This is a genomic window from Streptomyces sp. ISL-98, assembly GCF_018614055.1.
GTDB classification, from domain to species: Bacteria; Actinomycetota; Actinomycetes; order Streptomycetales; family Streptomycetaceae; genus Streptomyces; species Streptomyces spiramyceticus.
In genome coordinates this window covers 50,126-74,768 of record NZ_JAGGPB010000028.1, presented here as the reverse complement: position 1 = coordinate 74,768, position 24,643 = coordinate 50,126, and the positions used below count along the sequence as shown (strand labels likewise).

Sequence of the window (24,643 nt, the reverse complement as noted above, 5' to 3'; positions counted from 1 at the left end):
CTGCCGGCGGCCTCTGCGCGCGACGCCGACGGGACCGGCGCCGCAAGCGTGAGAGAGCCGCCGCACTCACCACAGAGGAGAGGGCGTCGTGACCGCGGAAACCTCCCAGACGCTCGACCGGGGACTACGTGTCCTCAAGCTGCTCGCCGACACCGACCACGGTCTGACCGTCACCGAGCTGTCGAACAAACTCGGTGTGAACCGCACCGTCGTATACCGGCTGCTCGCGACCCTGGAGCAGCACGCGCTCGTACGCCGCGACATAGGCGGACGTGCCCGCGTCGGCCTCGGCGTGCTCCGCCTCGGCCGCCAGGTCCACCCGCTCGTACGGGAGGCCGCGCTGCCCGCGCTGCGTTCGCTCGCCGAGGACATAGGTGCCACCGCGCACCTGACCCTGGTCGACGGCGCGGAGGCGCTCGCGGTCGCGGTCGTCGAGCCGACGTGGACGGACTACCACGTGGCGTACCGCACAGGCTTCCGCCACCCGCTGGACCGGGGCGCGGCGGGCCGGGCGATACTCTCCGCCCGCCAGGGCGCCCTCGCCGACGGCCAGGACGGCTTCACGCTCACCCACGGCGAGCTGGAGGCGGGCGCGAGCGGCGCGGCCGCGCCGCTGGTCGGGGTGACGGGCCTGGAGGGCAGCGTCGGCGTGGTCATGCTCGCCGACACGATTCCGGAGCGGGTGGGACCGCGTGTGGTCGACGCGGCTCGCGAGGTCGCCGACGCTTTGCGGTGAGGGCACGGTCGTCGGCCGAAGGCCGGCGCAGCGACTCGATGCCCGCGGAGCGGTGCGAGAGGCGCATGGGAGGTGGGTCGCTTTGCGGTGAGGGCGGGGAAGAAGTTAAGGAGTGCGCTCCCGTTAGATTGGGGGCGTGCTCTCACGTCTCTCCCGTACCAGCGTCCTCGCCCTCTGCGCGGCCCCCGTCCTCGCGCTCACGGCCGTGGCCGCCTTCGCGCCCCTGCCGTATGTCCTCGCGCAGCCCGGCAGCACCGCGAACGTCCTGGGTGAGGACAAGGGTGAGCCGGTGATTACCGTCACAGGGGCGCCGGTCCGCAAGACCACCGGGCAGTTGCGGATGACGACGATCGTGGCGACAGGGCCGTCCGTCGACATCGACCTCGGGCAGGTCGTCGACGCATGGTTCAGGACGGACCGGGCCGTCATGCCCAAGGAAGCGGTCTACCCCACCGGCGGCAGCGACGCCGAGATCGCCAAGCACAACATCGCCGAGATGGAGAAGTCGCAGAACACCGCCGTCGACGCCGCCCTCGCTCACCTCGGCAAGAGCAAGGACCAGGTGAAGGTCCACCTCGAGCTCGCCGACATCGGCGGTCCCAGCGCCGGGCTGCTCTTCTCCCTCGGCATCGTCGACAAGCTCGACGGCGGCGACCTGACCGGCGGCCGCAACATTGCCGGCACGGGCACGATCACCTCCGACGGCAAGGTCGGCGAGGTCGGCGGCGTACCGCTCAAGACGCAGGCCGCCAGGCGCGACGGGGCGACGGTCTTCCTCGTGCCGAAGGGCGAGTGCTCGCAGGCTCAGGCCGAGCTGCCCGACGGGCTGCGCCTGGTGCCCGTCACGACGCTGAAGGACGCGGTGCAGGCGCTTCAGGCGCTGGGGCAGAAGGGCGGGAAGGTCCCGAGCTGCTGACGGGCGGCGGCTGTACGGAGTGCATCTCGCGGTCGGTCTCGCGGTTCATCTCACGCCAGGACGGGAAGAGCAGCGGGCTGAGAGTGGCGAGGAAGTAGACGCCGCCGAACAGCAGCAGCGCGGGCACGAGCCCCGTTCCGTCGACAAGGAGGCCCGCGGCCAGTCCGCCGAGCGGAATGGCCAGTTGGCAGCCGGCTGTGGTGATGCCAGCGACCCGGGTGCGCAGTTCCAGCGGCACGCGTTCGTACATGACCGTGGTGAGGATCGGGTTGAGTGTCCCGACGGCGAGTCCGCCTGCGGCCAGCGTCACGGCGAGCGGCGCCGTGCCGTCCGTCAGCGCGGCGACCACGAAGCGCGGCACCTCGCCGATCAGCAGGGCCGCGGCGAAGACGCCGCGGCGCGGGAAGCGGTCGCCGAACGCCCCGTACAGCAGCGCGCCCAGAAGTGCCGCGCCGCCGAAGATCGCACTGAGCAGGCCGAGTTGGGTGGCGCCGCCCAGGTTCTCCTTTGCGTGTACGGGTAGCAGGACCGAACTCCAGCCCTGATTCAGGCCGTTGGTCAGCATCACGATGAGGATGACGGCCAGCAGCAGCCGGTCCCGCCGCGCCACGAAGCTGTAGCCCTGGCGCAGTTCGGTGCGGTACGTCGCGAGTGAGACGGAGGTTGCGTTCTTGACCGGCTCGGCGGCCCGTACGCCCCGGACTCCGGCGGCGACGAGGAGCGCCGACAGGGCGAACGTCACCCCGTCCAGCAGCAGCACGGCCTCCGCGCCGAGCAGGGCGATCAGTACGCCCGCCAGTGAGGCCCCGACCATGCGGGCTCCGCTGGAGGCGGCCTGGAAGAGGCTCGCGGCGCGGGTGAGCGTGGTGTCCGCGCGCTCGGCGAGGTCGGGGACCAGGACGTGGCGGGCGGTGGTGCCGGGGGTGGCGACGAAGCCGCTGATGCCCATGAGGACGCACAGCATCCAGAATTCCAGCGCGCCCGCGTAGAAGAGCAGCGGGATCGCGGCGACCGAGATGCCGCAGATCAGGTCGGTGGCGATGCTGACCCGGCGGCGGCCGAGGCGATCGATGACCGGCCCGCCGACGAGCGCGGAGAGGACGACCGGCAGGGTCGCGCAGAAGGCGACGACGCCGGCCCGGCCCGCGCTGCCGGTGGCCTGGAGCACGAACCACGGAACCCCGATGAGGGTGAGCGAATTGCCCACCGTCGAGATGGTCTCGGCGGCCAGAATGGCGGCGAGCGGCCGCCGGTCGCGTGGAGACGGTCCCCCCTTTGCGGTCATGCGATACGGGCCGGTCGCACCGAGGGCTGGTGCACGAGGCGCAGGCCCAACTCGACCATGATCCAGCCGAGTTGAGTACGAAGGCGGTGGGCGGGGCTGTTCGTGGGGCGGGGGAGGCGGGCGTACTCCGCGGCCTCCTGTTGGAGTTCGGCGGCGCGCAGGGTGTGCAGCTGGAGATGTATGTCTGAGTACACGGCGGTGACTTCCTTTCAGTCCGTTTCAGTCCGTGGCGCGGCGCGGGAAGGAGTGCGTGTGGATGCGGACCTGGGCGGATCCCTCGGCGGTCAGTCCGCGGTAGCTGTCGATCAGCTCGCGCACCTTGTGGTTGAGCTCGCTCAGCTGCTCGGCGGTGAGCTGCAGCGTGAAGTCGCTCAGGTCTGCGCTCCTGGCCCACTCCTCGGGCCATTCGCGCGAGGTGCCGAGCCAGGTGCCGACTTCCTGGGTGTGGATGTTCGCGAGCTCGTGCAGGAAGAGGTCGGCTGCTCCGCGCACCGCTGGGTCGGGGCTGTTGTGCAGCTCCGGGCTGAAGCTGATCCCTTCCTGCGCCGCCTTCCACCACCGCTCGCGGCCCTTGCCGCGCTCGGGGTCGTCCTCGACGAACCCGTGCGTGGCGAGCTGGCGCAGGTGATAGCTGGTGGCGCCGCTGGACTCGCCGAGGCGCTCGGCCAGTTGGGAGGCGGTGGCGGGGCCGTAGTGGCGGAGGGTCTTCAGTAGCTGGATGCGGAGGGGGTGGGCGAGGCCGCGCAGGGAGCGTGCGTCCAGTACGCGCGTGTCGGGTTCTTCGAACTCTTTGCGTTCTTTGGGGACTTCGGGTTCGGCCATGACCTCCACTCTAGACTTGCGAAGGTTTCGTTGCAAAGGGTCTTTTGCAACAAAGTCTTTGCAGGGGCCTCTTCGTGTACGTCGCCTAGCCCGCGCTGATGAAGCCCTCCCTCACCAGCCACTCCTTCGCCACCGAGTGCGGATCCTCCCCGCCCGCGTCCACCCTTTCGTTCAGCTCCCGCGCCACCGTGTTGTTCAGCCTCTTCGTGATCGGGCCGAGGACGTCCGCCATCGCCGGATACCTCTTCAGCGACTTGCTGTTGATCTCGGGGGCCGCGTTGTAGTTGGGGAAGAAGCGCTTGTCGTCGGCCATCACCGTCAGGCCCGTCGCCTTGATGCGGCCGTCGGTCGTGAACACCTCGCCGTATGTGCAGGAGCCGCCCTTCGACACCCGGGTGTAGACCGTCCCGCTGTCCATCGTCGTGACGCCGCCCGCCGGGACGCCCATCGCGTACGCCTTCTTCATGCCGTTCAGCCCGTCGGCCCGCGCGGCGAACTCGTTCTCCACGCACAGCGTCACCGCCGACGGGTCCTTCTTCGACAGCGCCGCCACCTCCGACAGCGTCTTCGTCCGGTACTTCTTCGCGTTCGCCGGGCTCGTCGCCAGCGCGTACGTGTTGTTCAGGGCGGCCGGCGGCAGCCAGGTGATGCCGTTCTTCAGGTCCGCCTCGCGCACCGCCTGCCACTGCTGCCGCGGATCGGCGAACGGCCTGTCGCTGCCGAGGTAGGTGGTCCACGCCGTGCCCGTGTACTCGTACATCACATCCGCGTCACCGCTCGCCACGGCCTCGCGGGCACCGACCGTCCCCTGGATCCCCGTCCTGTCGAGTACGTCCGCGCCCGCCGCCTCCAAGGCAAGGGCGAGGATCTGACCAAGAATCAGCTGCTCGGTGAACTCCTTCGACGTCACCGTCAGTTCGGCGCCCTCCAGCGGCAGGCCCCTCCCGACCGACCCCGGCTTCACGTCGTCCACCAGCGGGCTCCCGTCGGCCAGCCCGCACCCGGCGACCGCCGCGCCCACGGCCAGGGAGGCAGCCAGCAGGCGTGCAGCGTCGTCGCGTGTACGCCCTATCAGCCGCCTCATCCGCCGCCCCATCCACCGTCTCATCGGCCCGCCTCCGGCCCACGCGGCCGCAGCAGCAGTTCCGCGATCGATGCCAGCCAGTCCACGAACAGCGCCAGCGCCACCGTCAGGACGCAGCCCAGGACCAGTACCGGCATCCGCTGTTCGGTGATCCCGGTGGCCATCAGGTCACCGAGACCGCCGCCCCCGACGAAGGTGGCGAGTGTGGCCGTGCCGACGTTCAGGACCAGCGCGGTCCGTGCGCCCGCGAGGACGAGTGGGACGACGGCCAGGCCCTCCAGGGGCGTCGGTTCGTCCGCCTTCAGACGGGCGACGGTGCCGGAGAGGACCGGCAGGACGGCGTACAGGGTGATCCCGGCCAGCGCCGCCCACTCGCCGGCGCCCAGCCAGATCACCAGCAGCGCCAGCAGACCGATCGCCGGTGTCGCCCGCCAGATGTTCGCGCAGGCCGTCAGCAGTGGCGCGGCGCGGCGTGCGCCGGGGCGGGTCAGCAGGATGCCGAGCGGGACGGTGATGGCGAGCGCGAAGACGGTGGAGATCACGGTCAGCCGGACGTGCCCGCTGAAGCGGAGCCACACATTGCCGCCGCCCAGCGCGCTGCGCGACACGGGGTCGAGGTCGGCGTGGGTGTACGAGAGCCAGGTCGCCAGCAGCAGCGCCACGAGAACCCCCGGCACGACGACCAGCCTCTGCCAGGTCACGCGGTGCGGCAGCAGCCGTGCGGCCGGGGCGGTCGGAAGAGCGGCGGCGACCGACTCGTCCCTGGTCTCAGACACGGACCCTCCTCGGGATGGTCAGGCGCCCGACCAGCACGTACACGGCGTCGAAGATCAGAGCCAGGGTGACGATGCCGAGCGTGCCCGCGAGCACCTGGTGGGTCGCGTTCCTGCTGCCCGGGGAGGAGAGGCCGCGGAAGATCTCATGGCCGAGGCCGGGCCCGGAGACGTACGCGGCGATCGCGGTGATGCCCATCAGCAGCTGCGTGGAGACCCGGATCCCGGCGAGGACTGGCGGCCAGGCGAGCGGCAGTTCGATCCGTGCCACCCGGGCGAGGCGCGACATGCCGATGCCCTTGGCGGCGTCGACGAGGGCGGGATCGACGCCCCGCAGCCCCACGATCGCGCCGCGGGCGACGGGCAGCAGCCCGAACAGGGTGAGCGCGACGACCGCGGGCGCGAAGCCCGGACCCACGACCGGGATCAGCAGGCCGATCACGGCGAGCGAGGGGATCGCCAGGACGGTGGAGGCGGTCGTCGTGGCGAGGTTGCCCGCCCACTCGCTCCGGTATGTCAGGGCGCCGATCAGGACACCCAGCAGGGTGGCCACGACCATGCACTGGAAGACCGCGCTCGCGTGCTGGTAGGCGTCCGTCAGCAGCTGCTGGTGGCGACTGCCGAGGTACTCCCAGAAATCCACGGGCCACTCCTCGGTCCTCGGACGTCAGGACGTGCCGGACGCCTGCTCCACGAGCGGAATGATCCGCAGCGGAACGGGATTTTCCATGACAATCGCCGTGGACGCCCGCACGATGCCATCAAAACCGACAACCCGGTCGATCACACGTTGAAGATCGGCATTGGAGCGGGCCACGAGGCGGCACAGCATGTCGCCGTGCCCGGTGGTGGTGTGCAGCTCCAGCACCTCGGGGACGGTGGCCAAGTGGGCCCGTACGTCGGCGCCCTGGCCCTGTTTGATCTCCAGCGTCGCGAAGGCCGTCACCGGATAGCCGAGCGCCGCCGGATCGACGTCCGGGCCGAACCCGCGGATGACTCCATTGGACTGAAGCCGGTCCATCCGCGCCTGTACGGTCCCGCGCGCCACCCCGAGCCGCCGGGACGCCTCCAGCATCCCGATCCTCGGCTCGCGCGCGAGCAGCACGATGAGCCTGCCATCCAGTTCGTCGATCCCGTCCGTGGGCATGGTCGCCGCCGCCTCTCGGTCCCTGCTCTTCGAGTGGTCATCCTGTACAGATAGCCCCTCCATACTGTCCATTCACTGTGCAGATTGACCAGCCCTTCGTCGAACTATTGCGCAGCCTGCGATACGGAGAGACTCTGCCGCCATGACTGAGACAACGCACCGGACCACCCCCAGCACCGCGCGCGAGGCCGATCCCTTCCCGGTCAAGGGAATGGACGCTGTCGTCTTCGCCGTCGGCAACGCCAAGCAGGCCGCGCACTACTACTCCACGGCCTTCGGCATGAAGCTCGTCGCTTACTCCGGACCGGAGAACGGCAGCCGCGAGACCGCGAGTTACGTCCTGACCAATGGCGCCGCCCGCTTCGTTCTCACCTCCGTCATCAAGGCCACCACGGACCACGGCCGTTGCCTCGCCGACCACGTTGCCGAGCACGGCGACGGCGTCGTCGACCTCGCCATCGAGGTCCCGGACGCCCGTGCCGCGTACGCCTACGCGGTGGAGCACGGCGCACGCGGCATCGAGGAGCCGCACGAGGTCAAGGACGAGCACGGCATCGTCGTCCTGGCCTCCATCGCGACGTACGGCAAGACCCGCCACACGCTGGTCGAGCGCGGCCGCTACGACGGCCCGTACCTGCCGGGCTTCGTCGCCGCGAAGCCCATCGTGGAGCCGCCGGCCAAGCGGACCTTCCAGGCGATCGACCACTGCGTCGGCAATGTCGAGCTCGGCAAGATGAACGACTGGGTCGCCTTCTACAACAAGGTCATGGGCTTCACCAACATGAAGGAGTTCGTGGGCGACGACATCGCCACCGAGTACTCCGCGCTCATGTCGAAGGTCGTCGCCGACGGGACCTTGAAGGTCAAGTTCCCGATCAACGAGCCCGCGATCGCGAAGAAGAAGTCGCAGATCGACGAGTACCTGGAATTCTACGGCGGCGCGGGCGTCCAGCACATCGCCCTCGCCACGAACGACATCGTCGCGACCGTACGCTCCATGCGCGCGGCCGGTGTCGCCTTCCTGGACACCCCCGACTCGTACTACGACACCCTCGGCGACTGGGCGGGCGAGACCCGCGTGCCCGTGGAGACGCTGCGCGAGCTGAAGATCCTCGTCGACCGCGACGAGGACGGCTACCTGCTGCAGATCTTCACCAAGCCGGTCCAGGACCGGCCGACCGTCTTCTTCGAGATGATCGAGCGGCACGGCTCGATGGGCTTCGGCAAGGGCAACTTCAAGGCGCTCTTCGAGGCGATCGAGCGCGAGCAGGAGAAGCGCGGCAACCTCTAGCCGCAATACGCATTTGGGGCACCCGCCGGCGCCGTCCCGGGCCGGTGGGTGCCCTTTCGGCGCACCGGTGCCGGAGCGGCCCGCGGTCCAGCGCCCGGTGGGAGCCGGCGACTTCGGGTGAGGTGTGGCTCCGCGCTGCGTGCGCGGTGCCACGCGCCCTGACCCGTGGGGGCCGTGGGTCGCTATCGTGAGTCATGGCCATGACGAGCATCAATGCGAGCACGAGCGACGAACGCATCGACTTAGCAGTGCCGTCGACGAGATGGCACTGGAAGAAGCCGCTCAGACACACCACGGTCCTCCAGTCCTTCGCCTTCGACGACTCCAGGCAGCGGCTGTACGTCGTCCAGGTGATGCAGGGCGGCATAAGACTCGCGGGCGAGTCGCGGGAGTACACCGGTACGGAGCGTCGCCAGCGTGGCGACATGTGCCTGAACCAACTGGACTTCAGCGGCAAGCGGTTGGGGCACATGTATCTGCTCGGGCACGGCCACGGCGTGGGTATGGGTGTCGAGCGGGACGCGGCCGGGGCGACCTGGATCTGGACCGAGTCGGACGGGCGGGTCGCGGAGTCCGGAGCGTTCGGGCGCGGCATCACGCGGTTCCGTTTCGTGGACCGGCAGGTACGCCGCAGCTCGGCGGAATCCACTCGCTACCCGGTCGCCGGCTCCACCGCGAACCAGCCGTCCGTGGACATGAGCACCAAGCGCATCGCAGTCCGCCACCGCATCGCGGGCAAGGTCCGCTACCGGGTCTTCTCGCTCGGCCGCGCGGTCGCGGGCGACTTCACGAAGCCGCTCCACGACTTCGCCCAGGCCGCCGCGCACCCCGACCCGGACGCCGACTTCCAGGGCTTCGCCCTGCACGGCAACTACCTCTACCAGCTGGCGGGCGATCCGTACGGCCCCGGCAATCCCCCCTCGGGACACGGCAATACGTACGTCTCCTGCATCGACATAAGTACGGGCAAGCTCATCCAGCGGTCCCGCACGGAAGCGGGCTACTCGCTCGACTACCGGGAGCCGGAGGGTCTGGCGGTACGGCGTACGACGAGGGCGCGGTTGTGCATGGGGTTTGCGTCGGGGGGAGTGGGGGAGCGGCGGTACTCGATCTACTACAAGGAGCGGAGGTAGCGGGATGGGTGCGTACGCGCCGCAGGCGCCCTAACCCTGCGCCGTCGGCACCGTATTGGCGCGGCCGTACACATCCCGCGGCCCACCCTCCGCCGGCTCACCCAGCGCCCCCAGCGCCTCCCGTGCCCTCGGCGCCAGCAGCGGCGAGAACGACGGATTCACCCGCAGCGCCTCCTCCAAGTGGCGCCGGGCCGCGCCGTCCTTGCCAAGGTGCTTCTCGATCGCCCCCAGGTGGTACAGGAACACCGCATTGCGCAGCCCCTGATCCGTCGCCTTGCGGGCGTACTTCAGCGCCTCCTTGCCGTCCGACTCACCCTCCCGGTACAGCGCCCACCCGAGCGCATCCGCGACGTACGCATTCGGATGCCGCTTCCACTCCGCCCGCAGCCGCGCAACCGCCGCCCCCGGGTCACGGTGGTCCGCATCCAGGAGCCCGAGCAGCAGCACACCGGAGCCGGCACCGGAACCGGGACCGGAGCCCGAGCCGGTGCCCCCACGCGCCGCCCCCAACGCCACCCTCGCCCGCACCAGCGTGTACTGCTCCGCCGCCTCGTCCGCCTTCCCCCGCGACTCCAGCAACTCCCCGTACTCCAGCCCCAGCTCAGGCACCGGCAGAGCAGCCAGCGCCGCCCGGTACATGTGCTCCGCCTCGTCCGTCAGGCCCAGCGACGCCAGCACCCGCGCGCGGCCCGCCAGCGCCCGCCCGTGGCCGGGGACGACCCCGAGCGCCGTCTCGTAGTGGCCCAGCGCCTCCTGCGCCTCGCCGCGCTCCCACGCCAGGTCGCCCATGCGGTTCAGCCCGGCCGCCTTCTCCGCCGGCGTGGCGGCCAGCGCCGTCGCGTCGGAGAGCGTTGCCGCCGCGTCCTCCCGCCAGCCCCGGTTCCAGTACACCTCCGCCGACAGCCGCCCCACCGTGTACCCCGGCCCCGCCCCCAGCGCACCCAGCTTCTCCACCGCGCCGGCGGCCGCCTTCTGGTCGCCCAGGCGGCTGTACGCGTCGCTCAGCACGGCGTACGCCGTCCAGCGCTGCGGTGAGCGCGCCCGTACCATCTCGCCGTAGTGCTTCGCCGCCCGGTAGTCGCCCCGCTCATGCGCCAGCGCCGCGAGCCCGACCAGCGCGTCCAGGTTGCCGTTCGCCTCCGGCCGTACGGAGAGCGAATGCCGCAGGGCCCGCTCCGCGAGCGGATAGTCCCCCGGGTCGCCCGTCCACCGGCCCCGCTCCAGATAGGCGGAGCCGAGCACGGCCCAGGAGCTGTCGTCGTGGGGGTGCCTGCGCAGCCACGTCCGGCGGTCGCCGATCAGCGCGCCCAGGTCGGAGGCAGAGGCCGGACTGCCCGCCCCCACTGCCCCGACGGCTGCCATCGCCCGGCCGACGGGCCCGGGCGGGGGCGGCGGGCCCTGGTTCCCCGCCACCAGTACGAGCGTCAGCAACCCCGCGGCCACTGCGACCAGCACCGCCGCGCCCGCGAGCACGGCGACGGTGGACCGGCGGCGCTTCACTGGCTGTGCCGTCTGCTGTGCCGTCTCCATGGCGATCATGCGATCACTCTGCGGCAGTACGAAGAGCACACCCGGCCGTGCGAACCGGATCGCTGACGGGTTCACACCGATGGCCCCCGAGTGCCAGGCTGGGACCATGGACGATCTTCTCGTACAGCTGCGTGCGGGCCTCCCCGACGACGCCCTGATCACCGACCCGGACATCACGGCCTCGTACGCCAACGACATGGCGAGCTTCTGCGAAGCCGGCACACCGGCCGTCGTCGCCCTGCCACGCACCGTCGAGCAGGTCCAGCACATCATGCGCACCGCGACCGCGCTGCGCGTTCCCGTCGTCCCGCAGGGCGCCCGTACGGGCCTCTCCGGCGGCGCGAACGCGACCGACGGATGCATCGCCCTGTCCCTCACCAGGATGGACCGCATCCTGGAGATCAGCGCCGTCGACCGGATCGCGGTCGTCGAGCCGGGCGTCATCAACGCGGTCCTGTCGCGCGCCGTCGCCGAGCAGGGGCTCTACTACCCGCCGGACCCGTCCAGTTGGGAAACGTGCACCATCGGCGGCAACATCGGCACGGCGTCCGGCGGCCTGTGCTGCGTCAAGTACGGCGTGACGGCCGAGTACGTCCTCGGGCTCGACGTCGTACTCGCCGACGGCCGCCTCCTGACCACGGGACGGCGTACCGCCAAGGGCGTCGCAGGCTACGACCTCACCCGGCTCTTCGTCGGCTCCGAAGGCAGCCTCGGTATCGTCGTCAAGGCCGTGCTCGCACTCAGGCCCGCCCCGCCCGAGCAGCTCGCACTCGCCGCCGAGTTCCCGTCCGCGGCCGCCGCCTGCGAGGCCGTCTGCGAGATCATGGCGCGCGGCCACGCCCCGTCCCTCCTCGAACTCATGGACCGTACGACCCTGCGCGCCGTCAACAAGATGGCCAACATGGGACTCCCCGAGTCCACCGAGGCACTCCTGCTCGCGGCCTTCGACACCCCCGAGCCCGCCGCCGACCTCGCCGCCGTCGGCGCACTGTGCACCGCGGCCGGCGCCACCGAGGTCGTGCCCGCCGAAGACGCCGCCGAGTCGGAACTGCTCCTCCAGGCACGGCGGATGTCGCTCACCGCGCTCGAAGCCGTCAAGAGCGCGACGATGATCGACGACGTGTGCGTACCGCGCTCGAAGCTCGGCGCGATGATCGAGGGCACCGCCGTCATCGCCGAGAAGTACGACCTCACGATCGGCGTCTGCGCGCACGCGGGCGACGGCAATACGCACCCCGTCGTGTGCTTCGACCATGCCGACGAGGACGAGTCGCGGCGCGCTCGCGAATCCTTCGACGAGATCATGGCGCTCGGCCTGGAACTCGGCGGCACGATTACCGGCGAGCACGGGGTCGGCGTACTCAAGAAGGACTGGCTGGCCCGCGAACTGGGGCCGGTGGGATTGGAATTGCAGCGCGGCGTCAAGGCGACTTTCGACCCGCTCGGCATCCTCAATCCCGGCAAAATGTTCTAGGGGGTGTCCGGTTGGTCTCCGTGCGTGCCAAGCCCCGCGACGCCGCGGAGACCAATCGGACACCGCCTAGGACCGCTGCGGCTTGTGTCGTACGACGAAAGCCCGATTTCGCGGACACGGCAGTGCGCATAGCGTGAGAGGGCAGGCCAAGCAGCAGCCACCTCAACGAGGAGGAACCGTGCCCGCCCGTCTCGACCACACCATCGTCCGCAGTCGCGACCGCTTCGCCGCCGCGCAGTTCCTCACGGAGCTGATCGGGGCCCCGGAGGCGAAGCCGTTCGGCCCGTTCGCCAGTGTCTCGCTGGAGAACGGCGTCACCCTCGACTACCTCGACGACGACAGTGAGCGCATCGTCTCGCAACACCTGGCGTTCCTGGTCCCCGACGACGAGTTCGACGAGATATTCGCCCGCGTGAGGGAGCGCGAGCTCCCGTACTGGGCCGACCCGTTCCACCAGGAGCCGCAGGAGATCAACCACCACCATCAGGGCCGCGGCTTCTACATCGACGACCCCGACGGCCACTCCATCGAATTCATCACGCACACGTACGTGATCGACTAGGGGAGCCGGACACCCCCTGGGCCTCACGCCTCCCCGTCCTGCGATTCGTCGGACGGCCAGGGGTCCCGCAGCCACAGATCGTCGGCCGGCAACGGCGCGAGCAGCTCGGCGAGCGCCTCGTCGATCCCGAGCTGCTCGGTCTCCGTCCCCGGCGGGACCATCAGCAGCGTCCGCTCCAGCCAGGCGGAGACGGCCACGGACGGCGCCTCCAGGAGGGCGTCGCCGTCGGGCGACGTCAGCGCCATGCAGATCACGCTGCGCGAGTCGATCTTGGTCGGCCAGATACGGACATCGCCGTGGCCGCACGGCCTGAACACGCCCTCCACGAGCAGCTCGCGCGCGAAGGTCCAGTTGACGGGAGTGTCGGAGCCGATGTGGAAGGCGACGTGCACGGCGTACGGGTCGTCCGTGCGGTACGTCAGCCGGGCCGGGACGGGGATGCTGCGCTCGGGCGACAGCACCAGGTTGAGCTCCAGTTCGCGTTCCACGACGGTGTTCATGTGGGTGCCTTCCTCTCCTCCGGTACGGGGCCCGGGACCGGGCCTCACGGGAAGAGAGGGGCTTCCCCGCGCTCAATTACGCGACTTTCACCCACTGCTTCAAGAGCTCTGCGTACGGCCGGAGGGATGCCCGGAAAGGAGTGCTTCCGGCGGGAGGGGCCCGGCGCGCCGCGGCGGTCTGATAGATGTGGACCCCGATAACGAGGCCATCGACTAGATACGGGACCACGGTGATGAGCGCCCCCACCCCGGCCAACGGCGACAGCAGCCCCACTCCTGGCTACTATCCCGACCCGTCCATCCCCGGATATGTCCGGTTCTGGAACGGGGCCGCGTGGGTGCCCGGAACCAGCCGCCCCGCGCCCTCCGACGGCGAGGCGATGCCGCCCCCGCCGGGCGGCGCCACGCCCGCTGCGCCCTCCGCACCGTCCACGCCGTCCGCGCCGTCTCCGGTGGAGGAGACCGGCCCGCTCTTCTTCGACGAGGAGCCCGAAGGCGCGCACCTGCACGGCAACGCCCCCGAACCGGCGTCGGCCTGGCAGGCGGACACCTCCCGCCAGACGGGCTTCGGCGGCGAACGCGACCGCCGTGTCTCCTGGGGCTCCTCGCAGCCGGACGCCACGTCGGGCGACCCTCGCCGCGGGACTCCGTCCCAGGGCGCGGGTGACCCCCGCGCAGGGGCGTCCGACACCGGCAACCGGCGCAGCGGCGGCGATCACGACCCGCGCGGTACGGGCGACTCGGCGCCGCAGCAAGGGGCAGGCGGCGCTTCGGCCTCCGGTTCCGGTGGCGGTACGCAGGACCCGGCCTCGGGCGACCCCAGCCGGGGTGCACTGCCGGGCGTACGCAAGCCCGGACAGGCGCAGCCTCCCGCCGACGGTACGGTCGCGATCCGCGCCCTGCGCCAGGGCGCGACGGAGGCCGCCCGCACGACCAGGGCCGACGGCACGATGGCGATCAGGACGATGACCCCGGGCGCCAAGCAGCCCCAGACCCCGGGCCGCCCCACCCCTCCCAACCCGTCGCCTCAGAACCCGGGCCAGGGCCGGCCTCCGGGCCAGAACCCCGGTCAGGCGCAAGCCCCTGGGCAGGGCCAGAGCCCCGATCGGCCGCACGTCCCGGGCCAGGGCGGGCCCCACACGTCCGGCCAGAACCCGGGTCAGGCGCCCGCCCAGGGCCGCCCGCACGTCCCGGGTCAGGGCCAGCCCTCGGGGCAGCCTCACGCCACAGGCCAGGGCCAGCCGCAGGCCCCCGGCCACGCCCAAGGCCCCAGCTGGGCCCCGGCCGCCGGCCAGGGGCAGGTGCCGGGCCAGGGGCAGACCCCCCGTCAGGTCCCGGGCCAGGCACAGGGACAGGCACAGGCCCCCTCCACCGGCCGCGCTGCGGCTCCCGGCCAGGCGCAGCAGGGGCAGGGCGCCCAAGGCGCCGCTGGGGGCGCCCCCGTGGCGTCCGGGGCCGGTGGCGGCGCCGCCTCGTGGGCGCAGCAGGTGCACCAGCTGGCGCAGCCGGATCAGGGCGCGTCCGCCGCGGAACCCGTCGTGCCCTGGAAGCCGCCGGTCAGCGACCCGTTCCTGCAGGCCGCCCAGGCCCAGGCCGCGGCGAGGCCCGCCGGGCTCGGCAAGCGGCTGGCCGCGCGACTCGTCGACACGGTGGTCCTCGGGGCCGTCGTCGGCCCCGTCGCCGTACCGTTCGTATCGAAGGCCGTCACACACGTCGACGGCAAGATCGAGGCGGCGAAGCTCTCCGGCGAGACCGTCACCGTATGGCTGCTCGACAGTACGACCGCCGGATACCTCGGCATCGTTCTCGCCGCGTTCCTGCTCTTCGGAGTGGTCTACGAGGTGCTGCCGACCGTCAAGTGGGGCCGTACGCTCGGCAAGAAGCTGTGCCGTATGCACGTGCGGGACATCGAGGCGCACGAGCCCCCGGCCTTCTGGGCGGCGCTGCGGCGCTGGCTGGTGTACGGCGTGCTCGGCGTCCTCGCCGTCGGTGTCGTCAACGCCATGTGGTGCCTGTTCGACCGCCCGTGGCGGCAGTGCTGGCACGACAAGGTGGCGCGTACGTTCGTGGCGAGCGACAGCTGACGGAGAGTGAGGCGGGGGCGCAACCCGCCCCATCCCCCGAACGGCACCCGACCGGATGCGGACGGCGGGCGGTCGCGGTCGACTGCGGTTATGAGCACCGACCAGCCGCCGCCCGGCCAGCCGTCCGATGACGACCCGTTCCTCAAGAAGCCGCCGCAGGAACCGCCGTCGGGCGGAGCGGGAGGACAGGGCGGCGCGGGCGGACCCGGGGGACCGTATGGACCAGGCGGACCAGGCGGACCGGGCGGCCCCGCCGGTCCTGGCGGCGGCGGCCCGTACGACGGCGGTCCCTACGGCGGCGGCCCCCCGTACGGCACCCCGCCCCCGCCCTACAGCGGCGGCGCCGCCGACCCGCTGGCCGGGATGCCGCCGCTCGCCCCCCTCGGCAAGCGCATCGTGGCCCGCATCATCGACGTACTGATCGTCGGTGTCCCACTGTCCCTACTCGGCTGGCTGCTCGGCATGTTCGACGCCTACAACGGCGACGACTGGGACGAGATCTCCACCCAGATGACCGGCGGCGAGGCACTGGCGTGGCAGCTCATCACCATGGCCGCGTACGTTGCGTACGACGCCTACATGACCACCAAGAGCGGCGGTCAGACCGTCGGCAAGCGGCTCATGAACCTGCGCGTCGCGATGCTCAACAGCGGCATGGTCCCGGAGACCAGTGCCTCACTTCTGCGCTCCGTCGTGCTGTGGGTGCCTGCCCTGGTCTGCTGCTTCTGCCTCTGGTGGCTCATCAACCTGGTGATGGTGCTGGTCGACAAGCCCTACAAACAGGGGCTGCACGACAAGGCGGGCAAGACCGTGGTCGTGTCAACCACGTGAGTGCGTCGGCACCCGCGCCCCGCTGACCGCCTCGGAGACGGCCGTACGGTCCGGCGCAGGACTCGCACTCCCGCGAGTCGTACGCCGCACCGTACGCGCCGTCTTCGGCATGGGAACGGTCAGTGCGACCAGCACTCCGAGGGCGAGCGCCGCGAGCGCGATGACCGCGATGCCGATGCCGGAGGCGGTCTGGGAGAGGAGCAGCATGGCGAGCGTCGAGAAGATGACGGTGGCCGAACCGTAGGCACACTGTGCGGCAGTCGGACGCGGCATGGCGATATCCGTCCTCGGAGCAGCGATAGGGAGCAAAAGGGGTCTCTCGACCGGGCAACCGGGTCGCACTGTCAAGCGACTCTACGACGGTGACTGCCCGCACGGAACCGGCAGTAAGCGTGACCTAACCCACGGTGCCGGTGCATCGGGGGCGCACGGAGTCATTCCGTATCTCATCAGGTGAGATCGACGCGCCCTTCGAACCTGATCGAAAGTGTCCGGAATGCGGAAGTGGAAGTCTGCATAGTGCACTTGGGCTGCTCAAGTCAAGATCTGTCTTTTCTTCGGCAAGTCCGGTCGGATGTCGTCACTTGAGACGCGTGTCGCGCCCGGAACCCCTCACTTACGGTCCGTGTGACGCGGCCGCGGGGGAGGACATTCATCAAGTGACCACCAACAGAGGGCGGATCAGAGCCGCCGCCGTAGTCGTGGCCATGGCCGCGACCGCCGCGACGGCATCGGCATTCGCCACCGCTCAGGCCGACGACAAGTCGGCCGGCTCGGCAGGCATCGAGCGTCGTGACCCGGCGCCGGCCAAAGACCATGTCGAGCACGATCTCGAAGGCCCGTTCAGCGAGCAGCAGGACGCCGAGCGCCAGGCTGCGCTCGAACAGGTCATATCCGGTGACGCCACGGTGCAGCGCCGCGGCGGCTCCAAGGTCGTGAAGCTCGACGACAAGAAGTACGTCGAGCTGGGCCGGGAGAAGACCGACAAGATCTTCACGATCCTGGTGGAGTTCGGCGACAAGGTCGACAACGCCACGATGTTCGACCCGGACGGCGACGGACCGAAGCCGCCCGTGAAGAAGTACGGGGGCGAGGCCGGGCCGGCGCACAACCGGATAGCCGAGCCGGACCGTGCGCAGGACAACTCCACGGCCTGGCAGAAGGATTACAACCAGAAGCACTTCCAGGACCTGTACTTCGGTACGGGCAAGGGCAAGGACTCGCTCAAGACCTACTACGAGAAGACCTCGTCCGGCCGTTACTCGGTCGACGGTGAGGTCTCCGACTGGGTCAAGGTCGACTACAACGAGGCCCGTTACGGATCCAACTACTGCGGCAGCAGCAACTGCTCCAACGTGTGGGACGCCGTCCGCGACGGCGTGACCGCCTGGACCGAGGCCCAGAAGGCCGCCGGCAAGAGCGACGCCGAGATCAAGGCGCAGCTCGCCAAGTACGACCTCTGGGACCGCTACGACTTCGACTCGGACGGCAACTTCAACGAGTCGGACGGCTACATCGACCACTTCCAGATCGTCCACGCGGGCGAGGACGAGTCGGCGGGCGGCGGCGCGGAGGGCGAGAACGCGCTCTGGGCGCACCGCTGGTACGCGTACGGCACGGACGCCGGCAAGACCGGCCCCGCGAACAACCCGGCCGGCGGCGCCCAGATCGGCAAGACCGGCATCTGGGTCGGCGACTACACGATGCAGCCCGAGAACGGCGGCCTCGGCGTCTTCGCCCACGAGTACGGCCACGACCTGGGCCTGCCCGACCTGTACGACACCAGCGGCAAGGGCGACAACAACGTCGGCTTCTGGTCGCTGATGTCGGCCGGTTCCTGGCTCGGCAAGGCCAAGAACGAAATCGGCGACCTGCCGGGCGACATGACGGCCTGGGACAAGCTCCAGCTGGGCTGGCTCGACTACGACAAGGCCAAGGCCGCGAAGAAGTCGACGCACAAGCTGGGCGTCTCGGCGTACAACACCAGGAACCCGCAGGCGCTCGTCGTCGAGCTGCCGAAGAAGCCCGTCACCACGACTGTCGTGAAGCCCGCCGAGGGCTCCAAGCAGTGGTGGAGCGACATGGGTGACGACCTCAAGAACACCCTGACGCGCTCCGTCGACCTCACCGGCAAGGCCAAGGCCGGTCTGTCGCTGCAGGGCTGGTGGGACATCGAGGCCGAGTACGACTGGCTGTACGCCGAGGTCTCGACCGACGCGGGCAAGACGTGGGACGCCGTCGACGGCACGGCCGACGGCAAGGCGCTGCCGCGCGACGCCGCCGACAAGCCCGGCCTGACCGGTGTGGGCGGCGCGTACAAGAAGCTGGCGTTCCCGCTGGACGCGTACGCGGGCAAGAAGATCGACCTCCGCTTCCGCTACCAGACCGACGGCGGCGCGGGCGGCAAGGGCTTCGCGGCCGACGCCATCACGGTGACCGCGGACGGCGCCCCGCTGTTCACGGACAACGCCGAGGGCGACGACAACGGCTGGACCGCCAAGGGCTTCTCGCGCATCGGTGAGTCCTTCACCAAGGCGTACGAGCAGTACTACCTGGCCGAGAACCGCCAGTACGTGTCGTACGACAAGACCCTCAAGGCCGGCCCGTACAACTTCGGCTTCGCCACGACCCGTCCCAGCTGGGTCGAGCACTACCCGTACCAGAACGGCCTGCTGGTCTGGCTCTGGGACACCTCCCAGAAGGACAACAACACCAGCCAGCACCCCGGTGCCGGTCTGATCCTGCCCGTGGACGCGCACGCCAAGCCGCTGAAGTGGGCGGACGGCAAGCTGATGCGGAACAAGATCCAGACCTTCGACTCGACCTTCAGCAAGTACCGGACGGACGCGTTCACGCTGCACAACGCGGACGTGCCGTTTGAGCTGAAGTCGCAGAAGGGCGTCCCGGTCTTCGACGACCGTAAGGGGACGTACTGGTACAAGGAGAACCCGACCGCGGGTGTGGATGTCACTGACACCAACACCAAGATCTCGATCGTCAGCGAGCCGAAGAGTGGCTCGACGATGACGGTGAAGGTCGGCCCCTCCGCCAAGTAATTCGTATAACCGCAGGTCAAAACATGATCGGCCGTCGCCCTCTAGCGGGCGGCGGCCGTTCACGTTTAGATGCTCTTGCCCAGCTCTTATTGACACGACGTCTTACGGGGGATTGACAGGCATGTCCGGTGGTTTTGTGCGGCTCCCTGGCGGCAGTGTGGTCGTCGCTCTGACCCTGCCCAGCCCAGGGGGCGACGACGGCAAGGTCCGCGTCCTGGTCCACTCCGCGAACCGAGCCCGTGCCCTGACCAGGCTGCGGAATCTCGGACTGCGCGCCGTCTACCTCCGGGGCAACGCCCATCCCCCGACGCTGGACGAGATCACGGCGGTCCTGCACCATCCGGACGGCCTGCTGTGGCGCGCGGCGCCGCAGACGACGTCGGAGCTGTGGCACCCGATACGGGCGCTGCTCAGACCCGTACGCCCGGCGTGAGGGCGCGTTAGGCCCGGCTGGACGCGTGGGCCGGGCGTGAGGACAGGCACGCCCGGCGTGAGGACCCGTAGGCCGGGCGTGACGTACGCCTAGACCACCGGCTTGCCCGACAGCTCCACGCCCGCCTCGCGCATCTCCTCCAGCGCCGCCGCCGTCGTCTCCGCCGAGACTCCGGCCGTCAGGTCGAGCAGCACATGCGTGGCGAAGCCCTCCCGTACCGCGTCCAGCGCGGTCGCCCGCACGCAGTGGTCCGTCGCGATGCCGACCACGTCGACCTCGGTGACGCCGCGCTCGCGCAGCCAGTCGGCGAGCGGGACGCCGTTCTCGTTGGTGCCCTCGAAGCCGCTGTACGCCGCGGTGTACGCGCCCTTGTCGAAGACGGCGGCGATGGCGCCCGAGGCCACGGCCGGCGCGAAGTTCGGGTGGAAGCCCACGCCCTCCGTACCGGCGACGCAGTGCACCGGCCAGGAGCGGACGTAGTCGGGGGTGGCCGAGAAGTGGTCGCCCGGGTCGACATGGTGGTCGCGGGTGGCGACGACGTGGCGGTAGCCGGCTGGGGCCTCGCCGATCAGGTCGGTCACGCCGGCGGCGACATCGGCACCGCCCGCCACCGCGAGGCTGCCGCCCTCACAGAAGTCGTTCTGAACGTCGACGACGATCAAGGCGCGGTGCATGGCGGGGGCCCTTCGGTGGGGGAGCGGCGGGGACGGGGTCGAGAGTGTTGAGGGTAGAGACTCCAACGGCCTTGTGGGAGGGGGCGATTGACTGATAGGGGTTCGGCCGGCCCCCTCATACGTACTCTGTCGGGATCACCGGCTCTCCCCTCGACAGCTGCACCGCGGACATGGGCAGCCCGCCGCGCGCGGCGATGTGCCGGTCGCGCACCTCGTCCAGCGGCTCCCTGGCGACCACCTCGCCGCCCTTGATCAGCTCGACCAGCAGCTGCCGGTCGGCCAGCTCCGCCGGGACCGGCCCGGTGCCGACGACCTCCGCCTCCGCGACGCCGTACGCGTCCGTCCTGCGCGCGGCCCACTTGCGGCCGCCGAGCGAGAACTTGCCGCCCAGGGACTTCTTCGCGACCGACTGGAGCGGCGCCTTCGGGTCCGCCGAGCGCGCCCTGGCGACCAGCTTGTAGACCATGGAGCAGGTGGGGTGCCCGCTGCCGGTGACCAGCTGGGTGCCCACGCCGTACGCGTCCACGGGAGCCGCCGCCAGCGAGGCGATCGCGTACTCGTCGAGGTCGCTCGTCACCACGATCTTGGTCCCGGTGGCGCCGAGTTCGTCCAGCTGCTGCCGCACCCGGTGCGCGACCAGCAGCAGGTCTCCGGAGTCGATACGGACCGCGCCGAGCTCGGTCCCCGCCACCTCGACAGCCGTACGGACCGCCGCCGCCACGTCGTACGTGTCGACCAGCAGCGTCGTACCGCTGCCGAGCGAGGCGACCTGTGCCTGGAAGGCGTCGCGCTCCTTGTCGTGCAGCAGGGTGAAGGCGTGGGCGCTGGTGCCGACGGTGGGGATGCCGTACCGGAAGCCGGCCGCCAGGTCCGAGGTCGAGGTGAACCCGCCGACGTACGCGGCGCGCGCCGAGGCGACGGCGGACAGCTCGTGCGTACGCCGGGCGCCCATCTCGATGAGCGGGCGCTCGCCGGCCGCGGCGGCCATCCGGGACGCGGCGGCAGCGATGGCCGAGTCGTGGTTCAGGATTGAAAGGATCACGGTCTCAAGCAGCACGCACTCGGCGAAGGTGCCCTCGACCCGCAGGATCGGGGAGCCCGGGAAGTAGACCTCGCCCTCCGGGTAGCCCCAGATGTCGCCCGTGAAGCGGTACGAGGCGAGCCATTCCAGGGTCGGTTCGTCGACGATGCCCTGCTCGCGCAGGAAGCCCAGCACGCCCGCGTCGAACCGGAAGTTCTCCACGGCGTCCAGCACCCGCCCCGTGCCCGCCACGACGCCGTAACGGCGCCCGTCCGGCAGCCTGCGGGTGAAGACCTCGAAGACCGAGCGCCGGTCGGCGGTGCCCGCCTTGAGCGCGGCCTGCAGCATCGTGAACTCGTACTGGTCGGTGAAGAGCGCTGTCGACGGCACATCCACCGGCAGCCCAAGGTCCGCAGTGTTCATACGGGGATGCTACCCCCAATCTCGTCAGAGTGACGATTTCTCCCGGGTCGTTTGTGCGATGGCCCCTGTGGAGTGGCAGCATGGGACGGGTGAGTGTCGCCCCCGTAGAGATCGAACGCCCAGAGTCGGCCGAGGAAACCTTCGCCGTCCCCGAACCCGACGTTCCTTGGGTGACCCTGGTCCACAACGACCCCGTCAATCTCATGAGCTACGTCGAATACGTCTTCCAGTCCTACTTCGGTTACCCCAAGGACAAGGCACACAAGCTGATGCTCGACGTCCATCACAAGGGCCGCGCGGTCGTCTCCAGCGGCAGCCGCGAGGAGATGGAGCGCGACGTGCAGGCGATGCACGGATACGGGCTCTGGGCGACCCTCACGAAGGACCGCGGCTGATGGCCGGGTACTTCGAGGAGGTCCCGGGCGGTGGCGTGGCCGTCGCCCTTGACGAGGTCGAGATCTCGATCCTGCGCAGTCTGGCCGTACAGCTCCTTGAGCTGGTCGGCCCCGGCGACCAGCCCGCCGAGGGCGAGGACCCGCTCGCCGCGCTGTTCGCGGAGGGCCCGAGTGAGGCGCCCTCCGACCCGGCGCTGGCCCGCCTCTTCCCCGACGCCTACGGCGACCCGCACGCGGATCCGGCGGAATCCGGGGTGTCCGAGGACGAGATGCACGCCCGTTCGGCCGAATTCAGGCGGTTTACGGAGAACGATCTGCGGGCCCGCAAGCGCGAGGACGCCCTCGCGGTCGTGCGCAGCCTGGACTCGATGGCCGCGTCCGGCGGGGAGGTCGGCGTACTGAAGCTGTCGGCCGACGACTGCCCGCGCTGGCTCGGCACGCTCAACGATCTGCGGCTGACCATCGGCACCCGCCTGGAGGTCACCGAAGAGGACGAGAGCGGTGAGCTCTACCGGCTGCCGGACTCCGATCCGCGCAAGCCGATGGTGATGGCGTATCTGTGGCTCGGTGCGCTCCAGGAGAGCCTCGTCGAAACGCTTATGCCCTGACCTGTCGGGACATGTCGAGCATGGTGTTCGCTCAACGGACGCTCAAATCCGGATAACGATCGCATTACCACCGCCTGTTCGTTTGCCGCCTCAGGGGCTTTTTGTCCGCTTTTTCCAGTGGTGTGTGCCACAGGAGGCGCCGCGGATCCGTGTGGATCAATGGTGCAGCCGTGATAAATCTTCTCGACCGCCCGGTGGACGCCACCCCTGTCCGCCGGGTGCGCTGTGGCCGGCCGACCGCCGGAAGCACTCCATCCACATCCGGGGGATTCCCCCAAAGGATCGTCACAGTCGATCCGAGCCCCCACGGCCGGATCGTCATGGAGAAAGGCGCGACCATGACCTCCTCTGCACAGGTCGACACGCACAAAAAAGACAACGAAGCCCCCGGCGGCCCGCCTGAAGAAGGCGGCGGCGAGGGTTATCAGCGCGGACTCGGCGCCCGCCAGATCCAGATGATCGCGATCGGCGGCGCCATCGGCACCGGGCTCTTCCTCGGTGCGGGCAAGGGCATCTCCATCGCGGGCCCCAGCCTGATCCTGGCGTACGCCATGGCCGGCCTGGTCATCTTCTTCATCATGCGGGCGCTCGGCGAGCTCCTCATGTACCGCCCGGTCTCCGGCTCCTTCTCGGAGTACGCCCGCGAGTTCGTCGGCCCCTTCGCGGGCTTCGTGACCGGCTGGACGTACTGGCTCTTCTGGGTCGTCACCGGCATCACCGAGGTGACCGCGGCGTCCGAGTACATGCAGTACTGGACCAAGAACGCGGACGGCTGGCTCAATCAGCCGCAATGGGTCTTCGCCCTGATCTTCACGGTCGTCCTCTTCCTCGCGAACCTGATCTCCGTCAAGCTCTTCGGCGAGCTCGAGTTCTGGTTCTCCATGGTCAAGGTCACCGCGATCGTCGGCATGATCCTGATCTGCGCCGGCATCCTCACCATCGGCTTCTCCGACGCCGGCGACACCGCATCGGTGACCATGCTCTGGGACCAGGGCGGCTTCTTCCCCAACGGCATCGGCCAGACCCTGATGACCCTCCAGCTGGTCATGTTCGCCTTCCTCGCCGTCGAGCTGGTCGGCGTCACCGCGGGCGAGGCCAAGGACCCGAAGACCGTCCTGCCCAAGGCCATCAACACCGTCCCGTGGCGCATCGCCGTCTTCTACGTCGGCGCGCTGATCATGATCCTGTCGGTCGTCCCGTGGACCCACTTCCAGCCGGGCGTCTCGCCGTTCGTGGCGGCCTTCGAGAAGATGGGCCTCGGCGTCGGCGCGGCCATCGTCAACTTCGTGGTTCTCACTGCCGCCCTGTCCTCCTGCAACTCGGGCATGTACTCCACCGGCCGCATGCTGCGCGACCTCGCGCTCAACGGCCAGGGCCCGAAGTTCTTCACCAAGCTGACCAAGAACGGCCTGCCCCTCGCGGGCACGTCCTTCTCCGCCGCCCTGATGCTGGTCGGCGTGTGGATCAACTACCAGTGGCCGGGCGAGGCGTTCAACTACGTCGTCTCCTTCGCGACCATCTCCGGCATGTGGGCCTGGATCATGATCCTTGTGAGCCAGATCCGCTACCGCGCCAAGGCCGACCGCGGCGAGCTGCCGCAGTCTGCCTTCAAGGCCCCCGGAGCGCCGTACACCAGCTGGTTCGCCCTGCTCTTCATCGGCATGGTCATCGTGATGATGGGCATCGACAAGGACGCGCGGATCTCGCTGTACTGCGCGCCGCTGTGGGCGCTGCTGCTCGGCATCGCGTGGCTGGTGCTGAAGAAGCGGAACGCGAGCGTCGCCTCAAAGGCCTGAGCCTGACCGCTGTCCAGCATTCGGTCCCGTCCGTACCATCCTTCGGTACGGGCGGGACCCTTTGCTTAT

General features: G+C 70.0%; 25 protein-coding genes. 13 read left to right on the top strand and 12 right to left on the bottom strand.

Annotated features, from left to right (window positions below; translation table 11 throughout):
• The first annotated feature begins 88 nt into the window (after window positions 1–88).
• Both J7I98_RS20190 and J7I98_RS20185 read left to right on the top strand, forming a co-directional pair.
• Window positions 89–736 (top strand): IclR family transcriptional regulator, encoded by a 648-nt coding sequence (locus tag J7I98_RS20190; RefSeq protein WP_214922188.1) that lies wholly within the window; start codon window positions 89–91, stop codon window positions 734–736.
• 136 nt (window positions 737–872) lie between these two features.
• Window positions 873–1,652 (top strand): S16 family serine protease, encoded by a 780-nt coding sequence (locus tag J7I98_RS20185; RefSeq protein ID WP_214922185.1) that lies wholly within the window; start codon window positions 873–875, stop codon window positions 1,650–1,652.
• On the opposite strand, the gene J7I98_RS20180 is transcribed toward J7I98_RS20185, so the two are convergent.
• The 7 genes from J7I98_RS20180 to J7I98_RS20150 all read right to left on the bottom strand — a co-directional run bounded on the left by J7I98_RS20180 (window position 1,579) and on the right by J7I98_RS20150 (window position 6,763).
• On the bottom strand, window positions 1,579–2,937 hold the full coding sequence (locus tag J7I98_RS20180) for an MFS transporter (protein WP_214922183.1): 1,359 nt from the start codon (window positions 2,935–2,937) through the stop codon (window positions 1,579–1,581). The two genes, J7I98_RS20185 and J7I98_RS20180, sit on opposite strands and share 74 nt — an antisense overlap.
• Complete coding sequence (locus J7I98_RS20175) at window positions 2,934–3,131, bottom strand: hypothetical protein (protein ID WP_214922181.1); 198 nt, start codon at window positions 3,129–3,131, stop codon at window positions 2,934–2,936. Before J7I98_RS20175 ends, J7I98_RS20180 begins: the two co-directional genes overlap by 4 nt.
• A gap of 25 nt (window positions 3,132–3,156) precedes the next feature.
• Window positions 3,157–3,759, bottom strand: a complete 603-nt coding sequence (locus J7I98_RS20170) for a transcriptional regulator (RefSeq protein ID WP_214922179.1) — start codon at window positions 3,757–3,759, stop codon at window positions 3,157–3,159.
• An 85-nt stretch (window positions 3,760–3,844) separates the two neighbouring features.
• Entirely contained in the window at window positions 3,845–4,843 is a 999-nt protein-coding gene (locus tag J7I98_RS20165) for a glycine betaine ABC transporter substrate-binding protein (protein WP_214922177.1), read from the bottom strand.
• Window positions 4,844–4,863: 20 nt separating this feature from the next.
• The gene (locus J7I98_RS20160) at window positions 4,864–5,619 is read right to left on the bottom strand and encodes an ABC transporter permease (RefSeq protein WP_214922175.1); all 756 of its coding nucleotides are present in this window, start codon (window positions 5,617–5,619) and stop codon (window positions 4,864–4,866) included.
• Complete coding sequence (locus J7I98_RS20155; RefSeq protein WP_214922173.1) at window positions 5,612–6,259, bottom strand: ABC transporter permease; 648 nt, start codon at window positions 6,257–6,259, stop codon at window positions 5,612–5,614. Before J7I98_RS20155 ends, J7I98_RS20160 begins: the two co-directional genes overlap by 8 nt.
• 24 nt (window positions 6,260–6,283) lie before the next feature.
• On the bottom strand, window positions 6,284–6,763 hold the full coding sequence (locus J7I98_RS20150) for an Lrp/AsnC family transcriptional regulator (protein ID WP_214922318.1): 480 nt from the start codon (window positions 6,761–6,763) through the stop codon (window positions 6,284–6,286).
• 142 nt (window positions 6,764–6,905) lie between these two features.
• Here J7I98_RS20150 and hppD point away from each other — a divergent pair, with 142 nt between their 5' ends.
• The gene (gene hppD / locus J7I98_RS20145) at window positions 6,906–8,054 is read left to right on the top strand and encodes a 4-hydroxyphenylpyruvate dioxygenase (protein ID WP_214922170.1); all 1,149 of its coding nucleotides are present in this window, start codon (window positions 6,906–6,908) and stop codon (window positions 8,052–8,054) included.
• 200 nt (window positions 8,055–8,254) lie between these two features.
• Window positions 8,255–9,187: a Teichoic acid biosynthesis protein C (Precursor) gene (locus J7I98_RS20140; RefSeq protein ID WP_214922168.1), complete on the top strand. Its 933-nt coding sequence runs from the start codon at window positions 8,255–8,257 to the stop codon at window positions 9,185–9,187.
• A 30-nt stretch (window positions 9,188–9,217) separates the two neighbouring features.
• On the opposite strand, the gene J7I98_RS42290 is transcribed toward J7I98_RS20140, so the two are convergent.
• A complete protein-coding gene (locus J7I98_RS42290) occupies window positions 9,218–10,726 on the bottom strand; it encodes a lipopolysaccharide assembly protein LapB (protein ID WP_285438057.1) in 1,509 nt (502 codons plus the stop codon).
• Between the two features lie 97 nt (window positions 10,727–10,823).
• Here J7I98_RS42290 and J7I98_RS20130 point away from each other — a divergent pair, with 97 nt between their 5' ends.
• A complete protein-coding gene (locus J7I98_RS20130; RefSeq protein ID WP_214922166.1) occupies window positions 10,824–12,191 on the top strand; it encodes an FAD-binding oxidoreductase in 1,368 nt (455 codons plus the stop codon).
• Between the two features lie 178 nt (window positions 12,192–12,369).
• Window positions 12,370–12,753 carry a VOC family protein gene (locus tag J7I98_RS20125; RefSeq protein WP_214922164.1) on the top strand — a complete coding sequence of 128 codons (384 nt, stop codon included), beginning with the start codon at window positions 12,370–12,372 and terminating at the stop codon, window positions 12,751–12,753.
• A 23-nt stretch (window positions 12,754–12,776) separates the two neighbouring features.
• Here J7I98_RS20125 and J7I98_RS20120 read toward each other — a convergent pair whose 3' ends face one another.
• Window positions 12,777–13,253 (bottom strand): SsgA family sporulation/cell division regulator, encoded by a 477-nt coding sequence (locus tag J7I98_RS20120; protein WP_214922162.1) that lies wholly within the window; start codon window positions 13,251–13,253, stop codon window positions 12,777–12,779.
• 233 nt (window positions 13,254–13,486) lie between these two features.
• Here J7I98_RS20120 and J7I98_RS20115 point away from each other — a divergent pair, with 233 nt between their 5' ends.
• Window positions 13,487–15,337 (top strand): RDD family protein, encoded by a 1,851-nt coding sequence (locus J7I98_RS20115; RefSeq protein ID WP_214922159.1) that lies wholly within the window; start codon window positions 13,487–13,489, stop codon window positions 15,335–15,337.
• Between the two features lie 90 nt (window positions 15,338–15,427).
• Window positions 15,428–16,168: an RDD family protein gene (locus J7I98_RS20110; protein WP_214922158.1), complete on the top strand. Its 741-nt coding sequence runs from the start codon at window positions 15,428–15,430 to the stop codon at window positions 16,166–16,168.
• Here J7I98_RS20110 and J7I98_RS20105 read toward each other — a convergent pair.
• The gene (locus J7I98_RS20105) at window positions 16,157–16,441 is read right to left on the bottom strand and encodes a hypothetical protein (protein WP_214922156.1); all 285 of its coding nucleotides are present in this window, start codon (window positions 16,439–16,441) and stop codon (window positions 16,157–16,159) included. The genes J7I98_RS20110 and J7I98_RS20105 overlap by 12 nt on opposite strands.
• Window positions 16,442–16,875: 434 nt before the next feature.
• Here J7I98_RS20105 and J7I98_RS20100 point away from each other — a divergent pair, with 434 nt between their 5' ends.
• Both J7I98_RS20100 and J7I98_RS20095 read left to right on the top strand, forming a co-directional pair.
• On the top strand, window positions 16,876–19,224 hold the full coding sequence (locus J7I98_RS20100) for an immune inhibitor A domain-containing protein (protein WP_214922315.1): 2,349 nt from the start codon (window positions 16,876–16,878) through the stop codon (window positions 19,222–19,224).
• A gap of 121 nt (window positions 19,225–19,345) precedes the next feature.
• Window positions 19,346–19,657, top strand: a complete 312-nt coding sequence (locus J7I98_RS20095; RefSeq protein ID WP_214922154.1) for a hypothetical protein — start codon at window positions 19,346–19,348, stop codon at window positions 19,655–19,657.
• A gap of 89 nt (window positions 19,658–19,746) precedes the next feature.
• Here the strand turns inward: J7I98_RS20095 and pncA are convergent, their stop codons facing one another.
• Together pncA and J7I98_RS20085 are read right to left on the bottom strand one after the other, a co-directional pair.
• Window positions 19,747–20,331 (bottom strand): pyrazinamidase PncA, encoded by a 585-nt coding sequence (gene pncA, locus J7I98_RS20090; protein ID WP_214922152.1) that lies wholly within the window; start codon window positions 20,329–20,331, stop codon window positions 19,747–19,749.
• Between the two features lie 115 nt (window positions 20,332–20,446).
• Entirely contained in the window at window positions 20,447–21,775 is a 1,329-nt protein-coding gene (locus J7I98_RS20085) for a nicotinate phosphoribosyltransferase (RefSeq protein ID WP_214922150.1), read from the bottom strand.
• A gap of 80 nt (window positions 21,776–21,855) precedes the next feature.
• Between J7I98_RS20085 and clpS the strand changes: the two genes are divergently transcribed.
• The 3 genes from clpS (at window position 21,856) to J7I98_RS20070 (ending at window position 24,574) form a co-directional block, all read left to right on the top strand.
• Window positions 21,856–22,170: an ATP-dependent Clp protease adapter ClpS gene (gene clpS, locus J7I98_RS20080; RefSeq protein WP_214922148.1), complete on the top strand. Its 315-nt coding sequence runs from the start codon at window positions 21,856–21,858 to the stop codon at window positions 22,168–22,170.
• Window positions 22,170–22,778: a DUF2017 domain-containing protein gene (locus tag J7I98_RS20075; RefSeq protein ID WP_214922146.1), complete on the top strand. Its 609-nt coding sequence runs from the start codon at window positions 22,170–22,172 to the stop codon at window positions 22,776–22,778. The genes clpS and J7I98_RS20075 overlap by 1 nt, the downstream gene beginning before the upstream one ends.
• A gap of 338 nt (window positions 22,779–23,116) precedes the next feature.
• On the top strand, window positions 23,117–24,574 hold the full coding sequence (locus J7I98_RS20070; RefSeq protein ID WP_251020893.1) for an amino acid permease: 1,458 nt from the start codon (window positions 23,117–23,119) through the stop codon (window positions 24,572–24,574).
• The last annotated feature ends 69 nt before the right edge of the window (window positions 24,575–24,643 follow it).

Coding starts and splice junctions, on each gene's coding strand:
- J7I98_RS20180 (WP_214922183.1), bottom strand. CDS start 2,937: ATGACCGCAAAGGGGGGACCGTCTCCACGCGACCGGCGGCCGCTCGCC.
- J7I98_RS20170 (WP_214922179.1), bottom strand. CDS start 3,759: ATGGCCGAACCCGAAGTCCCCAAAGAACGCAAAGAGTTCGAAGAACCC.
- J7I98_RS20165 (WP_214922177.1), bottom strand. CDS start 4,843: ATGAGGCGGCTGATAGGGCGTACACGCGACGACGCTGCACGCCTGCTG.
- J7I98_RS20150 (WP_214922318.1), bottom strand. CDS start 6,763: ATGCCCACGGACGGGATCGACGAACTGGATGGCAGGCTCATCGTGCTG.
- hppD (WP_214922170.1), top strand. CDS start 6,906: ATGACTGAGACAACGCACCGGACCACCCCCAGCACCGCGCGCGAGGCC.
- J7I98_RS20140 (WP_214922168.1), top strand. CDS start 8,255: ATGACGAGCATCAATGCGAGCACGAGCGACGAACGCATCGACTTAGCA.
- J7I98_RS42290 (WP_285438057.1), bottom strand. CDS start 10,726: ATGATCGCCATGGAGACGGCACAGCAGACGGCACAGCCAGTGAAGCGC.
- J7I98_RS20130 (WP_214922166.1), top strand. CDS start 10,824: ATGGACGATCTTCTCGTACAGCTGCGTGCGGGCCTCCCCGACGACGCC.
- J7I98_RS20120 (WP_214922162.1), bottom strand. CDS start 13,253: ATGAACACCGTCGTGGAACGCGAACTGGAGCTCAACCTGGTGCTGTCG.
- J7I98_RS20115 (WP_214922159.1), top strand. CDS start 13,487: ATGAGCGCCCCCACCCCGGCCAACGGCGACAGCAGCCCCACTCCTGGC.
- J7I98_RS20110 (WP_214922158.1), top strand. CDS start 15,428: ATGAGCACCGACCAGCCGCCGCCCGGCCAGCCGTCCGATGACGACCCG.
- J7I98_RS20105 (WP_214922156.1), bottom strand. CDS start 16,441: ATGCCGCGTCCGACTGCCGCACAGTGTGCCTACGGTTCGGCCACCGTC.
- J7I98_RS20100 (WP_214922315.1), top strand. CDS start 16,876: ATGGCCGCGACCGCCGCGACGGCATCGGCATTCGCCACCGCTCAGGCC.
- J7I98_RS20095 (WP_214922154.1), top strand. CDS start 19,346: ATGTCCGGTGGTTTTGTGCGGCTCCCTGGCGGCAGTGTGGTCGTCGCT.
- pncA (WP_214922152.1), bottom strand. CDS start 20,331: ATGCACCGCGCCTTGATCGTCGTCGACGTTCAGAACGACTTCTGTGAG.
- J7I98_RS20085 (WP_214922150.1), bottom strand. CDS start 21,775: ATGAACACTGCGGACCTTGGGCTGCCGGTGGATGTGCCGTCGACAGCG.
- clpS (WP_214922148.1), top strand. CDS start 21,856: ATGGGACGGGTGAGTGTCGCCCCCGTAGAGATCGAACGCCCAGAGTCG.
- J7I98_RS20075 (WP_214922146.1), top strand. CDS start 22,170: ATGGCCGGGTACTTCGAGGAGGTCCCGGGCGGTGGCGTGGCCGTCGCC.
- J7I98_RS20070 (WP_251020893.1), top strand. CDS start 23,117: ATGACCTCCTCTGCACAGGTCGACACGCACAAAAAAGACAACGAAGCC.